Origin of the sequence: Streptomyces sp. NPDC025273 (genome assembly GCF_040638585.1) — a bacterium.
Classification (GTDB): domain Bacteria; phylum Actinomycetota; class Actinomycetes; order Streptomycetales; family Streptomycetaceae; genus Streptomyces; species Streptomyces cinereorectus.
Genome location: NZ_JBEZYP010000006.1, coordinates 294,465 through 309,503 on the forward strand (window position 1 = coordinate 294,465; position 15,039 = coordinate 309,503).

Sequence of the window (15,039 nt, forward strand, 5' to 3'; positions counted from 1 at the left end):
GGGCACGCCGTCCAGCCTGCCCCAGCTCATGGACTTCACCCAGGCCACAGTTCTGCCTACGTCCAGTGGTCCTACTACTGGCGGGGTCAGGATGCTGTGCGTACGACGGTGGATACTGGGCCCATGGACGAGCAGCCCGCATTCGAGCGACGGCCCGCCGCCGGCGGCACCGCTCCCGGTGATGCCACGGGGCAGGCCTTGGCGCGCGCCGAGCTCAGCGAGTTCCTGCGCACCCGGCGGGCCCGGCTGAAGCCGGAGGACGTGGGCCTGCCCGATTTCGGGCGTCACCGCCGGGTTCCGGGGCTGCGCCGAGAGGAGCTGGCCCAGCTGGCCGGGGTGTCCGTGGCGTACTACACGCGTCTCGAACAGGGCAACGGACGCAACGTGTCCGCGGAGGTACTGGACGCGATCGCGCGTGCGCTGAGGCTGACGGACGCCGAGCATGCCCACCTCACACATCTGGCGAAGCCCAAGCAGCTCAGGAAGAAGCCGTCGGTGCGACAGCAGCGGGTCCGCGGGACTCTGCGCCGGCTGCTCGACACCATGGAGGGTGTCCCCGCGTACGTCGTCGGGCGGCGTTCGGAGATCCTGGCCTGGAACCGGATGGCCGCGGCGGTCTTCGGCGACTGGTCGGAGCTGCCGTCGCAGGAGCGGAACTGGGCCCGGCTGGTGTTCCTGAAGCCGGAGTACCGCGAGCTCTTCGTGGAGTGGGACCAGAAGGCGACGGACATCGTCAGCTACCTGCGGATGGACGCGGGCTGCCACCCCGACGACCCGCGACTCTCCGCTCTCGTCGGCGAGCTCTCCGTGAAGAGCCAGGAGTTCCGGCGGCTGTGGGCCACCCATGACGTCAAGGAGAAGAGTCACGGCGTCAAGCGGCTGCACCACCCGCTGGTGGGTGAGCTCTCGCTCTCGTTCGAGACGTTCGCGCTGCCCGACGACGCAGAGCAGTCGGTGATCGCCTATCACGCGGAGCCGGGTTCGGCGTCGGCGGAGGCGCTGCGACTGCTCGCGAGCTGGGGTACGGACGCGACGCGGGCGGGCGCGTCCGTACCGGGGAAGCAGTAGCGCCGGCGCACGGCCGGGAGCCGCTCGCGGCTCCGACGGCACCGCGAGGAAGGCCTGCCTACGTCGTGCCGAGGTAGTGGCCGGCCTGGGGCGTCTGGTTGTACCGGTGTTCCGCGGGGCAATGGGTGCGGTGGCGGTCCGCCCGCGCGGTCACGCCGGCCGCTTCCGGGGCAGTTCGGCGCGCCGTACCGCGCCGGATGACAGGGTGACGGCCACACCGAGGACGGCGAAGGTGCCGCAGCCGACGAACACCGGGGCGGCGCCCCAGGCTCCGATCGCGGCTCCCACCAGCGGATAGCTGAGGGGAGCGAGCCCGACCATGGTGAGCATGACCACGGAGGTGACCCGGCCGAGACAGGCGGGGTCCGCCGCGGTCTGCACGAGGGTGCTGTTCAGGCTGCCGAAGAGGCCAGCGCTCGATCCGATGACCACGGCCAGCACGACGGCGATCCACAGGGTGGGAACCAGGGCGACGGTGGCTGCTCCCGCGCAGCACAGGAGCAGCGTCCCGGACAGCATCAGTCCGGCGCGCGGCAGCCAGCCCGCGACGGTGAGCAGCGCGGCGCTCGCCGCCGCTCCCGCGCCGAAGCCGCTGATGATGAAGCCGTAGCCGGAAGGCCCCCAGCCGCGTTCCGCGTTGAGGAGCACCATGCCGACGTTGAGGGTGCCGATGAGGCCGAGCTCGCAGACGGCGCCGGCGGCCACGAGCGGGCCGATGAGCGGATGGCGGCGGATGTAGCGCAGGCCGCCCAGGAGGTCCTCCCGTGCTGTGCCGGGTTCCGGCTGTTCCTCGGTGCGCGTCCCGAGGGGGCGCATCCGGATCGTCAGCAGGAGAGGCAGGGACAGAGCGAAGAGGAGGCCCGCGACCGCGAAGGTGGCCGCCTCGCCCCCGAGCCCCATGGCCAGGCCGCCGAGCGGCGGGCCCGCGATCTGGCTGAGGCGCATGGACAGGGAGCGCATCCCGGTGACGCGGGCGAGCTGGTCGGGGCCGGTGATCCGCGGCGGGAGGGCTCCGATCGCGGGTACGAACAGCGCGTCCACGGCGCCGAAGACGAGCGCCACCGCGACCAGGAGCCACAGGGCCGGCGCGGTCAGTGCGATCGCGGCGGCCACCGAGAGGATGAGCACGCAGCGAAGGGCGTCACTGCCGAGGATCACCCGGCGGGGGTCGACCCGGTCGGCCAGCACTCCCCCGCCGAGCATGAGTATCGCCCGGGGCAGCGCGCCGGCGGCCAGGACCAGGCCGACCTCGGTGGGGCCGGCCGCCTTCTGGGCGGACCAGGCGAGTGCGACGAAGTACACGCTGTCGCCCACGAGGGATGCGGTGTGGGCGGTGAGCCAGCGCAGCACGTTGCCGTCGCGACAGGCCGGCGTGGTGGCGCTTTCGGGCAGTTCTGTCTCCGCGGTGGTCATGGCGGGCTCCAGCGGGTCGGGGGTGGGCGGCGTCAGGCCCGGAAGGGGAAGCCGTAGACGTGCACGGACACGTGCTCGCGGGCCTCGGTGCAGCCGGCCTCCGAGGATGCCTTTCCGCGCTCCCGCCAGCGTCGCGACAGTGCCGCGAACTCCGCGCTCATCTCGCTGAGTTCGGCGGCGGTCAGGTCGACCATCCACTCGGCGCTGAAGGCCGCGTCGGTCCACTCCTTGCCCCAAGCGGCCTTCTCGTCCAGATAGGCGCGGTACTGGGCTATGCGGGTGTCGAAGATACTGCGGCCCACCGCGCCGACGGCTGCGGCCCCCTCGGGTGTGTCGGCGAAGTCCGAGTCGCGGAAGCCCCAGCCCTCCTCGGACGCCACCTTCCACCACCGCTCCCGGCCGTCGGTGCCCTGTCCGGCCGCCTCGGCCACGAAGCCGTGCTCGGCCAGCTTGCGCAGGTGGTAACTGACCAGCGACGGCGCCTGGTCGACCTGCTCGGCGAGCTGGGAGGCGGTCGCCGTCCCGGCGACGTACAGCAGTCGGTAGAGCTGCATCCGCAGCGGGTTGGTGAATGCCTTCAGCCGGGACAGGTCGGTGATCTGGTCGGGCTCGCGCTTCGGTCGCATGCCCTCAGCGTAAGTATAAAAATAAAATTGCGCAATATTAATTTTGGAACAGGGTGGCTGCCGGGCACATGGCTCGTGCGGGGGCAGGGACCTGGGGCAGACCGGCGGGACCCGACACGGAGCCTTCCGGAACAGGCCGGGGTGCGGCGGCGACCGGTCGTGTCGTGGAGACTTGAGGGGCTGGACGGCGGCCGCTCCCGGCTGGGAGCCTCGCAGCCGAGATGCACGAAGCGGGGCCTGAGTGCCATGCCTCGCTGAAACACCGGACCGATGCCGACGAGGAGGACCCGATCAGCACCCCCGGGATGGACCCGCTGGACCCCGCCGGAGTCATGAACGCGCGCGAGACCCTCTGCGAACTCCTGGGCCGCGCCGGAGTCTTCCGTGACGAAGCCGAGGCACTGATCGCGCTGGTCGAGGCCGGCGCGGTCGCGGACGCGCGCAGCGAGGTCGCGAAGGTGGAGGACTTCCCGGACGACAAGGGGGAGCCCTACGCCGTCGGCCGGCACGACGGTGCCCGGGCCGTCGGCGACGAGCTCGCCCGCATCGCCGGGCGAGCCCTCGAGCGTGCCATCGGCCCCGCGGCCTCGGACTCGACGGGGGACGCCGCACGAGGCCATCACCCCGTCGGGCGGGTGGACGTGGAGCGTGCGAAGGTCGCCGTGACGCCGCTCTCACGGGCCTTCAGCGACGCCTCGGACCTCGACCCGGAGGTGTCGGACGAGGTCCTCACCGCCGTGCTCGGCACGATGAGCGTCGTGGGACGGGTCGGGTACGCGGGCCGCCTGGAGCAGTTCGCCGAGTCGCATCGGGAGCGGCTGGTTCGGCTGTACGCGCGGTACGGACCGCGCAGCCGCATCGCCGTCCACGGTCGCTACTCCCTCCTCCACTCCCCCACGAGCATCGCCGTACTCGAACGCCTCATCGCCGCACCGTCGGCGCTCCGGACGGAGTGGGAGCACGCGGAGCTGCCCCCGGCATGGCTGGAGGGACTCGCGACGGCATGGCGCGCGTCGGAGTCTCCGACGCCGGGTTGACGCCTGTCCGGCGCCGTCCTCCGGGCCTGGCCCGGAGGACGGCGCCGGACGGTCGCGGGCAGCCGTGCGAGGCCTGCCCATGGCAGGGGCGGGCGCTCCGGACGTCATTCGTACGCCGATGCCGGCCGCCCCTCCGCCACACGGTTCAGGTCATCTCGGCCTGCTCCTCGGCGCCGGCCAGGAAGCCGCCCGACTGGTGCTGCCACAGCTTCGCGTACGCGCCCTCGGTCGCGAGCAGCTGCTCGTGCGTGCCCTGCTCGAGGATCCGCCCTCGGTCCAGGACGACGAGCCGGTCCATGCCGGCGACCGTGCTGAGCCGGTGCGCCACCACCAGGGCCGTCCGCCCCTCCATGAGGTTCCACAGCGCCTTCTGGACGAGGACTTCGCTCTCCGAGTCCAATGCGCTGGTCGCCTCGTCGAGCAGCAGGATCGGCGCGTCGCGCAGGATCGCCCGGGCGAGGGCGACCCGCTGCCGCTGCCCGCCGGACAGTTTGACGCCCCGCTCGCCCACCATGGTGTCGAAGCCGTCCGGCAGGGCGTCCGCGAACTCCGTGACATGAGCCGCCTCGGCCGCGCGCCGGATCTCGGCGTCGCTGGCGTCCGGCCGTGCGAACGCGATGTTCTCCCGCAGTGTGCGGTGGAACATCGCCGGGTCCTGCGGCACATAGGCGATCAGACCGCGCAGATCTGCCTGGCGCAGCTTGGTGATGTCCTGCCCGCCGATCAGGATCCGGCCGGCGTCGATGTCCGTCATCCGCAGCAGCAGGCGGCCGAGCGTGGTCTTGCCACCGCCGGACCGGCCGACGAGGCCGATCTTCGCGCCACTGCTCACCTCGAGATCGAGGCGCTCGAAGAGTGGCTTCCCACCCGCGTGGGCGAAGGTCACCTGCTCGAAGCGGACATCGGAGGCCTCGGACCGCAGCGGCTCGGGCGACGGCGGGTCGAGGACGGTGGGTTGCGACAGCAGCAGTTCGGTGAACTGCCCGGCCTCCGTCATCGAGCTCTCCAGGCGGCGGTAGATCTGGTTGAACTCGAACATGATCCGCGTCGCGTTCGAGTAGTAGGTGAACGCGACCACGACCGCCTCCACACCGTGTCCGCCCCCGCCGAGGGTGACCGCGAGCAGCAGCCCCATGGCGTTGGTCAGCACGGACATCGGAGCGACCAGCGTGTCGATGCGGAGGTTGCCGTAGTCCCAGGACCGCAAGGTGAGCCGGCGCGACTCCGCGACACGGGACCGGTGCTCGGCGGCCTCGCGTTCCTCGGCGCCGAAGGCCCGGACCGTGTCCATGTTCATCAGGCTGTCGGCGACGTGACCGGACACCTGGGCGATCGCCTCCTCGCGCTGGTCGACGAGTCTCTGACGGCGACGGATGAGGGGCGTCACGCACAGCGCGGTCAGGGCGATCATCGCCAGGAGGCCTACGACGAGAAGCGGTTCGTAGCTCCAGAGCACGACCGACCCGAAGATGAGCGGCACGAAGCTGCCCACGACCGAGAAGGTCAGTGTGTCGATGAACTCCTCGAAGCGGGAGGCGAAACTCAGCACCCGCTTGGTCAGCGACCCGGCGAAGTTCTCATGGAAGAACGTGGCGTCCTTGGCGAACAGCTCGTCCATGCCGACCACGTACAGGTGCTCGATGCCACGGGCGTCGAGACGGTTCAGGAAGTGCAGGCCGATGCGCCAGAACGTCTCGGCGAGCAGCAGGACACCGGCGAAGCCGAGCACGTAGGGCATCAGCGAACCGAGGGCGGTGTCACCGCCGTCGGCGAGGTGTCCCACGAGCTTCGCGACGATCAGCGGCGCGATGTAGTTGATGCCGATGTTACCGAGTGCCGGCGACAGCATCGCGGGTGCCGTGAGCCACCGGAGCCGGGCCAACTCCTGTCCGTAGTAGCGCAGTGCCAGGAGCACCGGCCCTTTGCGCGGTGATTCCTCGTGTGCTTCGGTCAGTCCCATTCCCACCCTGTGCGGTCGTGCGGCGAGCTCGCTCCGCGCGTCTCCGGGGAGGCGTCGTCGCGGTGCCGGCCGCGGGGGCGACTCGGTTCGGCCGCATGCCCTCGGCCAGATCGCGTTCCGGCGGGCGGGACATGACGGCGGACCCCCACACGGCTCGCGGTGAGGCGTACGCGCGAGTCGGGAGGCCGGGAACCGCAGTGTCCCGCGACGGCGTCGGGGTGGTCCACGCGTTTTTCTCGGCCACCTGCGGCACCGCGAACGCGTCAGCCCCACCCCTGCCGGGGTGTCATGTGCACCTGGGCGCTGGTGCAGGGCTCGATGCCGGGAGCCGGCCATGGGGTCGGCGGGCCGTCCGGACCGGCGGGTGCGGTGATCCGGTCGAGGCCAGGAAGACGTGCGTCTTCGCGCTGACGCGGGCCCGGCGTCCCCGCGCCGGGACCGGGAGCTTACCTCCACGCGTTCAGGCAATCCCCCGACAGGGGTACCCACACCCACAGGAGTGATTCGAACGCAGCGTCACGCCACACGAAGGGCCTTCCGGCGGGTTCGTATGGCCGATGCGAAATTGCGTTCTAGATTTCGCCCCCGTAGACCCGTGACGAGGAATGACGACCCCCCGTTATCCGAGCACCTGTCCGCCTCATCGGATCACGGGAGTCGTCATGCATCGCTCACCCTTACGCACCGTCCTTCATCCTGTGTTCGAAATCGACGCCCCGGCTCCCGCTCCAGGAGGGCGCGACGCCGAGCGCCCCTCGGCAGCCGGAGCCTCATCCAGCCGGAATCCGGCGCTGAACCGGAAGATCTCCTCCCAAGGAGGCAGCGAGTGAGGAAGTACGTGCGGCGGGTTCGCATGGTCGACCCGGCGATTTCCGCAGCCGAACAGGAACTGTTCGGCGGGCCCCTGCGCTACGACATGGGCTTCACCGAGCACGAGCGCGCTCCCCTGGAACTGACGATGCTCTCGGCGATCCGGGCCATGCCCCGCCTGGTCGGCAGCACGCTGCGCCGGGCGTGGGCGGCCGACCGGCCGGCGCTGCTCGTCGTCGGTCTCGCCGAAGTCGGCCAGGGCATCGCGGCAGCCGTGGGTCTTCTGGCCGTCAACTCCGTGATGCACGCCCTGCTCGGCAGCGGGGACCCCGTCGACCGGCTGCACGCTGCGCTGCCCGCCCTGGTCGTGGGCGCGGTGGTCGCCGTGGTCAACGCCGGCCTGGCCGGTCTGTCCACTTCGCGGGCGGGCCGTCTGGAGCCGCTGGTCGAGCGGATCGCGACGACCGAGTACCTGGCCGCGGCCACCGCGGTCGAGCTGGAGGCGATCGAGGATCCGGAGTTCCGCCGCTTGATCGACGTGGCCCAGTTCGGGGCTGCCTCTGCGCGCCGCATGATCAGCGCCTGCGTGGCCGCGATGAACGGCACGATCTCCCTGATCGCGACAGCGGGCATCCTGACCGTCCTGCACCCGGCGCTGCTTCCGATGCTGCTGCTGATCGCGGCCCCTCGCGGCTGGGGAGCGATGCGGGTGGCGCAGGAGCGGTACGTGTCGGTGATGACGTGGGTCGAGCATGTGCGCGCCAGCCGTCTGATCAGCAACCTGCTGACGGAGCGCGGCGCGGCCCAGGAGGTGCGGATCCACGGGGTCGGTGCGTTCCTGCTGGAGAAGTACCGCGGCATGGCGGAGAGTGCCGAGGCCGAACAGAAGAGGCTCGCGAACGGCAAGGCACTGACCGAGCTGGTGGCCGCCGCACTGTCCGGGCTGGCGATGGCGGGCACGTACGGGGTGATGCTCTGGCTGATCGTGGCCGGCCACATGAGTCTGGCCGTGGCCGGTACCGCGGTGATCGCCGTGCGGTCCGGATCGGCGAGTCTCGGCGCCCTGGTCATGAACGTCAACCAGCTGCACGAGGAGAGCCTCTACGTGCGGGACCACGACCGGTTCCTGGCCGAGGCCGGGCGAAAGGCCATCCCCGAGGGCGGGCAGCACCTGCCCGAGCGGGTGGGCCAGGTCCTCCTCGACGGCGTCACCTACTCCTACCCCGAACGTGACGCTCCGGCGCTGGACGGCGTCTCGATGGCTCTTCCGATGGGTTCCGTGACCGCCGTCGTGGGCGAGAACGGCTCGGGCAAGAGCACCCTGATGAAGGTCCTGGCCGGGCTGCTGCTGCCGCAGGGAGGCACGGTGCACTGGGGCGAAGCGGAGCTGTCCGGCCTGAACCGCTCACAGGTGTTCGACCGCGTGGCCCTGTTGACCCAGGACTTCCAGCGCTGGCCGGTGACAGCCGCCCTCAACATCCGCATCGGACGCCCCGCCTGCCCGGCCGGGCACGAGGACCTCCAGCCCTCCGTGGACTACGCCGGGGCGGCCCCGGTCATCGCGAAACTCCCCCAGGGTCTGGGCAGTCTGCTGGCCCGCGTGTTCCGCGGAGCGTCCGAACTCTCCGGTGGCGAGTGGCAGAAGATCGGCCTGGCCCGCACCCACTGGCGCACCCGGACCTGCTCCACGGACAGTGTGCTGATCGTCGACGAGCCCACCTCGGCCCTGGACCCGGAGGCGGAGATCGCCGCCTTCGACGCCATCCGCAGGCTCGCCGGCCCGCACCGGGCCGTCGTGCTGGTCACCCACCGGATGTCCGGCGTCCGCCACGCCGACACCATCTACGTCCTGGACCGGGGCCGTCTCACCGAGCACGGCAGCCATGACGAACTCATGGCCCTGCGGGGCCGCTACGCCGCCATGTTCGCCACACAGGCCGCCCAGTACGCACCGGAGCCCCATGCCGCCGTACCGCACCCCGGCGGACCGCCCGTCCAGGAACGCGCATGACGCTGCCCGCCGGGAGGAACTCCGTGCCCCGCACGTCCTTCGCGCGATGACCGCGGGCTGAGGCCGCCCGGACTCCATGGAAGCCGGCTCGCCCACCAGCTCGTCGCCCAGCCCGGATCCGGGCACCGGCATCGTCTCCCCGACGGGCACGATGCCGGTGACCTGGGCAACGACCGTCGTGGCCGCGGTGGCCATGACGGGGCCGACGGTCCGGGCGGTCCTGCGGTGGACGAGATCGCCCATGGTGTCCGCGCGGTGCGCCGGGATCAGGGCCACGTCCGCCTGACGGGTACTTCCGCACGGGGGCACGCCCGACGGTCTCCCTAGTCTCCTCGTCCGAGGCCGGTGGGGGTGCCGGCGGGCCAGTAGAAGGCCGCCGGCCGGTCACCGGGCCGTGCCTACCGCCGATGCGGTGGCGTCCGCCGCCGGTACGGGAACTCCCTCGGCGTCCGGCTCCTCGATCCGGGCCGAGGACAGCGGGATCGGGGTGAACATCGCGGGTTCCTCGTCCGGGGTCAGCGCGGTGGGGCCGTACACCCAGTCGGTGAAGCCGTAGTCGTGGGCGTCCCGGCCGCGCATGATCGCGTTGCGCCGCAACCGCTCCTCGCCGTCCAGGTGCCACAGGGTGCCCCACGCACGGCCGGTGGACTGAATCCGGCGGCAGTGCTCGACGCGGACCGCCTCGTAGGAGGCGAGTACCGCGTCCCAGTCGGGCGTTCCCGCCTTCCCGGAGGACAGGCGGGCGACATGCCGGGCGAAGACCCAGCCGTCCTCGATCGCCATGATGGCGCCCTGCGCCATGTACTGCAGCGGCGGGTGCGCGGCGTCGCCGAGCAGCGCGATCCGGCCGTGCACCCACGTCTCGATGGGGTCCCGGTCGAGCATCTGCCACCACCGGTCCCGCCACATCAGCGGAATGCCCTTGCGCACGGTGTCACAGGTGGCCGCGAAGGCCGCGTCCAGCTCGTCCGGGGTACCCCAGTCCTCCTTCCCCGCCAGCGCCTTCGGTGACTCGAACACGGCGACCTGGTTGAACATGTCGCCACCGCGCAGGGCGTACTGCACGAAGTGGCAGCGCGGGCCGACGTACACGGTGACGTCCTTCTCCGCGATGCCGTTGTCGCGTACCTCGTCGATGGGGACGGCCGCACGATAGGCGACGTAGTCGGAGCTGACCACGTCGTCGCCGACCAGCTTCTGCCGGGCCACCGAGCGCAGGCCGTCCGCGGCGATGACCACCGGGGCCTCCTCGGTCCGGCCGTCGTCCAGATGGACCCGGGCACCGCCGTCGGTGTGCTCGTAGTCGACCACCGTCCGGTCGGTCAGCAGCTCCACACCGGCCCGCTGACAGGCACGCAGGAAGATGGCGTGCAGGTCGCTGCGATGGATCACCATGTACGGGAATCCGTAGCGCCGCTCCACGTCCCGCAGGTCGAGCCGGGTCAGCTCCTGGGAGTCGAGGGCGTCGCGCATCACCATGTTCTCCGGGAGCACGCCCAGCTCCTTGGCCTCGTCGAGCAGGCCGTACTCGTCGAGGATGCGGGTGCAGTTGGGCGCGATCTGGATACCCGCGCCGACCTCGCCGAACTCCGGGGCCCGTTCGAGGACGCGCACGCGTATCCCCTGCCGGGCGAGGGCGAACGCGGAGCTGAGGCCACCGATGCCGCCTCCAACGATGATCACGTCGGGTTCGTCACCGGTGGGAGGAGTCGTAGGGTTCATCGTCTCTTCTCGAATCGCAGGAGTCGTCGATGGGCAGGGGCGCCGGTCGGCGCCGGCCGCCGACCGCCTTCGGAGGACTGTCGATGGCCTTCCCTGGTTTTCAGTGGGTTCCGGTTGCTTTTGGACGGCTTTCGGATGGCTGAGGTCGTCGGCGGGACCGGCGGTCAGAGCCAGTGGGCCGGCGCGGGCACGGGTCGGCCGCCGGAGGCGGTGAGAGCGTGCTCGCGCCCGGTGAGGTAGGCGGTGATCTCGTGGAGGGGGGAGGCGAGCACGGTCGGCTCGCCCTCCCCGGGGAGCGCCCAGCGACCACCGGTGTCGGTCGCCTCCAGGAGCAGCGCCGGGCCGCTGTCCCTGGTGCGCTTGGCGACGACGTCGTCGCAGAGCGCGGCGAGGAAGCCCGTCGGCAGGTCGGCGAAGGACAGACCCGTTCCCAGGTCGACGGCGTGGACGCACACCTCACGGGAGCGCATCCAGGGAAGTTCGGTGGCGGGCACCGTGCGGCCCTGTGCCGTCACGACCGGAGCCTGCCATTGCTCGTCACCGAGCGAGGCCGCCGACGTGGCCAGCTCCCCCGCGGAACGGCGCAGCCACTCGGTCAGTTCGGCGGCCGGCATCCCGGCGCCCCGCTCGATACCGGCGGCGCGTTCATCGGGAGAGGAGTACATGGGCGTGGGTTCGCCGGTGGCGGCCCAGTGGACGAGGTTGCCCAGGGCGTCCGCGTTGGCGGCGACGTGCGCGACCAGATGCTTGCGGGTCCAGCCGGGCAGTGCGCTCGGCGCGTCCAGCCCGGCGTCGTCGAGGTCCGCCGCGCGGACGAACAGGGCGGTGCCGAGCCGCGCCCAGTCGCGCGCGTCCTCAAAGGTGCGCGGCATCAGGCGGACTTCTCCTTGACGACACGGTTCTCCAGGCGGCCGACGCCGTCGATCTCGGCGACGACCTTCTCGCCGCCCAGCAGGTAGCGCCCCGGCTTGCGGGCGTGCCCGACACCGCCCGGGGTGCCGGTGGCGATGATGTCGCCCGGGTTCAGGCGCACGATCGTCGAGACGTACTCCACCAGGTGCACCGGATCGAAGAGCAGGTCGGCCGTGGAGTCGGACTGCATGACCTCACCGTCCACGGTGAGCCGGATGTCGAGAGCGGGGCGTACGCCACCGGCCAGCTCGTCGGGGGTGACCAGGTACGGGCCGACGGGGGTGCTGGAGTCCCACATCTTGCCCTGCAGCCATTCCCGGGTGCGGAACTGCCAGTCCCGGCAGGTGATGTCGTTCAGGACGGTGAACCCGGCGATGGCCTGCTCGGCCTCCTCGCCCCGGGCGCGGCGCACGCGCTTGCCCACGACCACCGCGAGCTCCGCCTCCCAGTCGAACTGATCGGTCTCCTCCGGGCGGAGGATCTCGTCGCCGGCGCCGATCAGCGCGTCGGCGAACTTCGCGAACAGCGTGGGGTGCTCGGGCAGATCCCTGCCCATCTCCTTGATGTGGTTGCGGTAGTTGAGCCCGACACAGATCACCTTGGAGGGCTGCGGGACCACGGGCGCGTACTCGGCGCCGTCCACGGCGTACGTCCGGGCGTTCTCGGCGGTGGCCGCGGCTGCGCGCTCGGCCCAGTCATCCTGTCCCAGGAGGGCGCCGACGTCCGGGACGCCCAGGTCGACCAGGAGGTCGCCGTCGAGCCGGACGGCCTTGGTGGTGCCGCCGGTGCGAAGGGTGGCGAGCTTCATCGGGTGGTTCCTTCCACGTGGATGCGGTCGAGCCGGAGGGCCTCGAAGATCGGGGAGTCGCTGAAGCGGAAGAGATCCAGGGCGCCGGAATCGGAGTCGGTGGTGCCGGCCTCGGAGCGCACGGACAGCGGCTGCCAGGACGGGACGACGAAGAGGTCGCCGCGCGTCACGGACCAGGACCTCTCCCCGACGGTGACGGTGCCGGAGCCGTCGAAGACCTGGTAGACCGAGGAGCCGGTCTCACGGACCGGCGCGGTCTCGGTACCGCGCGCGACGCGGTGCATCTCGGCGCGGATGGTGGGCAGCACGTCGGCGCCGGTCGCCGGGTCGGTGAAACGGACGGCGGCGTGGCCGGGCTCGACGGTGCCTGCGAAACCCTCGGCCTCCAGGGCGAGCTGGTCGCCGAGGGCTCGGTCGGTGTGCTCCCAGCGGTACGCCAGCAGGGGCGTGCCAGGATTCGGTGCGGCGGCCGAGACCGGGCGCAGACCGGGATGTCCCCACAGCCGCTCGGCACGCGAGCGGACGGGGGTCGTGTGCTCGGCAGCGCTGATCTCGTCCCGGCCGAACTCGAAGAACTGGGCCTCGTTGGCGTACTGGAACGGGATGTCGAGACCGTCGATCCAGGCCATCGGCTCGGTGGTGGCGTTGTGGTGCGCGTGCATGTTCCACCCGGCCTGCGGCAGGAAGTCGCCGCGCCGCATGGCCACCGGGTCCCCGCCGACGACCGTCCACACACCCTCGCCCTCGACGACGAACCGGAACGCGTGCTGGGTGTGGCGGTGCTCCGGGGCGTCCTCCCCGGGCATGAGGTACTGGATGGCGGCCCACAGGGTGGGCGTGGCGAACGGCCGGCCGCCCAGGGAGGGATTGGCCAGCGCGATGGCCCGGCGCTCACCTCCCCGGCCGACCGGGACGAGCCGGCCGGCCTGCGCCGCGAGCATCCGCAGCTGCTCCCATCGCCACACGTGCGGGACCGCGCGTGAGCGGGGATGCGCCGGCATCAGGTCACCGATCTCGGTCCACAGCGGGACGAGGAGTTCCTGTTCGAAGCCCCGGTACAGCTCTTCGAGCGCCGGGGTGACCTCGGGCTGGCCCACTGCGGAAACGGCCTGCAGCCGGACGGGTGAGCCCGTGGCGATGTCTTGGGTGTGGGAGGACTGAGTCACGGACACAGCGTGCGCCAGGTTCGGATGGAGGACATGTAGATTCTGTAGAGCAGAACACGCAGGCCGGATGGCGGTCCGGACAGAAGGCCCGGCCGGAAGACCGGACCGGGACACCGGGCCGGCTGGAAGGCCGCATCGCAACGCCGGGCCGGAAGGCCGCACCGGGAGGCACCGTGGACAAGCCGCTCAAGACACCGCCCCCGTACCCCGTCGCGAGTGTCGACCACGCCCTCAGGGCGGCGACCATGCTGCAGATGGAGGGCACGGCGACCGTCTCGCAGGTCGCCGAGCGGCTGGGCGTCGCCCGTTCCACCGCCCATCGGCTCCTGGCGATGCTCGTCTACCGGGACTTCGCCGTGCGGGACGAGAACCGCGTCTACCGGGCAGGTCCCGTCCTCGAACTGGCCGCCCACTCGCAGTCGCACGTGTCCCGGCTGCGGGCCGTCTCCCTCCCCCACCTGCGCCGGCTGGTCGGCCTCCTGGACGAGACCGCGAATCTCACCATCCGCACCGGGGACACGGCCCGGTTCATCGCCAGCGTCGAGAGCGGGCAGGCGCTGCGGGTCGGGTCCCGAGAGGGGATGGTGTTCGCGGCACACCGCACGACGACCGGCCTGCTGCTCCTCTCCGCGCTCGACGACGCCGAGCTCGCGGAGATCTACTCCGCCGACCGTTATCGCGACCGCCCCGCGGACCGCCCGGACCTCGCACAGTTGCGGAGCGAGCTGGAGCGCATCGCCCGCAACGGGTTCGCCGTGAACCAGGAACGCTCCGAGCGCGGACTCGTCGCCGTGGGGGTGCCGGTGCACGACCGGGACGGGACGGCGCAGGCGGGCCTGTCGGTGTCCATGCCCAGCGTGCGCTACGACTCCCACAGCCTCCCGTCACTGGTCGCGACCCTCAGCGCCGCGGCGCGCGCGGTGGAGGCGGACCTGGCCGCGGGGTACTGATCCGGCCGGGGCATCCACACCTGGGTGGGGGTACCGCGAACGGCTCGGCGCCAGGGCGCACGGGGTCAGAGCGGCTGCAGCCGGGTGTGCAGCAGGCAGAACTCGTTGCCTTCCGGGTCGGCCAGGACGTGCCAGTTCTCGGTGCCGGTCTGACCGACGTCGGCGGGCCTGGCGCCGAGGGCGAGCAGCCGCTCCAGCTCGGCGTCCTGGTCACGGTCGGTGGCGCTGACGTCGATGTGCAGTCGCAACTTCCCTGCCCTCGGGGCGTTGTCGGGGCTGAACACGAGCGTGGGCTGCGGACCGCCGAAGCCGGCCCCGGGCGGCCCGATCTCGATGCTCCCATCGTCCTCCCGGCCGAGCTCGACGTAGCCGAGGACCTCGCTCCAGAACGCGGCGAGCCGCTCGGGATCGGTGGCTTCGATGACCAGCTCAGTGATGCGACATGCCATGCCCGTCAATGTACGTGGACAACCCGGGAGTCGGGGCCGTGTGCTGGGGATCGCCCCGATCGCGTTCTGCCGGATGATCCGAGGGGAACGGCCCGGCGGGCGGTCCC

The 15,039-nt window shown here is 71.5% G+C and carries 12 protein-coding genes and 1 pseudogene; 4 read left to right on the plus strand and 9 right to left on the minus strand.

Features of this window, described 5'->3' with window-relative positions:
* Positions 1 to 123 precede the first annotated feature (123 nt).
* A complete protein-coding gene (locus AB0F38_RS13745; protein ID WP_361891391.1) occupies positions 124 to 1,068 on the plus strand; it encodes a helix-turn-helix transcriptional regulator in 945 nt (314 codons plus the stop codon).
* 150 nt (positions 1,069 to 1,218) lie between these two features.
* Here the strand turns inward: AB0F38_RS13745 and AB0F38_RS13750 are convergent, their stop codons facing one another.
* A complete protein-coding gene (locus tag AB0F38_RS13750; protein ID WP_361891394.1) occupies positions 1,219 to 2,481 on the minus strand; it encodes an MFS transporter in 1,263 nt (420 codons plus the stop codon).
* 32 nt (positions 2,482 to 2,513) lie between these two features.
* Positions 2,514 to 3,107 (minus strand): helix-turn-helix domain-containing protein, encoded by a 594-nt coding sequence (locus tag AB0F38_RS13755; RefSeq protein ID WP_361891397.1) that lies wholly within the window; start codon positions 3,105 to 3,107, stop codon positions 2,514 to 2,516.
* A gap of 221 nt (positions 3,108 to 3,328) precedes the next feature.
* Between AB0F38_RS13755 and AB0F38_RS13760 the strand changes: the two genes are divergently transcribed.
* On the plus strand, positions 3,329 to 4,144 hold the full coding sequence (locus AB0F38_RS13760) for a hypothetical protein (protein WP_361891399.1): 816 nt from the start codon (positions 3,329 to 3,331) through the stop codon (positions 4,142 to 4,144).
* A 145-nt stretch (positions 4,145 to 4,289) separates the two neighbouring features.
* Here the strand turns inward: AB0F38_RS13760 and AB0F38_RS13765 are convergent, their stop codons facing one another.
* Positions 4,290 to 6,104 (minus strand): ABC transporter ATP-binding protein, encoded by a 1,815-nt coding sequence (locus AB0F38_RS13765; protein ID WP_361891402.1) that lies wholly within the window; start codon positions 6,102 to 6,104, stop codon positions 4,290 to 4,292.
* 853 nt (positions 6,105 to 6,957) lie between these two features.
* On the opposite strand from AB0F38_RS13765, the gene AB0F38_RS13770 reads away from it, so the two are divergent.
* The gene (locus AB0F38_RS13770) at positions 6,958 to 8,925 is read left to right on the plus strand and encodes an ABC transporter ATP-binding protein (protein ID WP_361891544.1); all 1,968 of its coding nucleotides are present in this window, start codon (positions 6,958 to 6,960) and stop codon (positions 8,923 to 8,925) included.
* A 183-nt stretch (positions 8,926 to 9,108) separates the two neighbouring features.
* On the opposite strand, the pseudogene AB0F38_RS13775 reads toward AB0F38_RS13770, so the two are convergent.
* The 5 genes and pseudogenes from AB0F38_RS13775 to AB0F38_RS13795 form a co-directional block, all read right to left on the minus strand.
* Positions 9,109 to 9,168, minus strand: a pseudogene (locus tag AB0F38_RS13775) (hypothetical protein); the annotation flags it as partial.
* A gap of 141 nt (positions 9,169 to 9,309) precedes the next feature.
* Entirely contained in the window at positions 9,310 to 10,647 is a 1,338-nt protein-coding gene (locus tag AB0F38_RS13780) for an FAD-dependent oxidoreductase (protein WP_361891405.1), read from the minus strand.
* Positions 10,648 to 10,811: 164 nt separating this feature from the next.
* A complete protein-coding gene (locus tag AB0F38_RS13785; protein ID WP_361891408.1) occupies positions 10,812 to 11,519 on the minus strand; it encodes a maleylpyruvate isomerase family mycothiol-dependent enzyme in 708 nt (235 codons plus the stop codon).
* Positions 11,519 to 12,367 (minus strand): fumarylacetoacetate hydrolase family protein, encoded by an 849-nt coding sequence (locus AB0F38_RS13790; RefSeq protein WP_361891411.1) that lies wholly within the window; start codon positions 12,365 to 12,367, stop codon positions 11,519 to 11,521. Before AB0F38_RS13790 ends, AB0F38_RS13785 begins: the two co-directional genes overlap by 1 nt.
* On the minus strand, positions 12,364 to 13,533 hold the full coding sequence (locus AB0F38_RS13795) for a cupin domain-containing protein (protein WP_361891414.1): 1,170 nt from the start codon (positions 13,531 to 13,533) through the stop codon (positions 12,364 to 12,366). Before AB0F38_RS13795 ends, AB0F38_RS13790 begins: the two co-directional genes overlap by 4 nt.
* Before the next feature lie 173 nt (positions 13,534 to 13,706).
* Here AB0F38_RS13795 and AB0F38_RS13800 point away from each other — a divergent pair, with 173 nt between their 5' ends.
* A complete protein-coding gene (locus AB0F38_RS13800) occupies positions 13,707 to 14,483 on the plus strand; it encodes an IclR family transcriptional regulator (protein ID WP_361891417.1) in 777 nt (258 codons plus the stop codon).
* A 65-nt stretch (positions 14,484 to 14,548) separates the two neighbouring features.
* On the opposite strand, the gene AB0F38_RS13805 is transcribed toward AB0F38_RS13800, so the two are convergent.
* On the minus strand, positions 14,549 to 14,932 hold the full coding sequence (locus AB0F38_RS13805) for a VOC family protein (RefSeq protein ID WP_361891420.1): 384 nt from the start codon (positions 14,930 to 14,932) through the stop codon (positions 14,549 to 14,551).
* Positions 14,933 to 15,039: the final 107 nt, after the last annotated feature.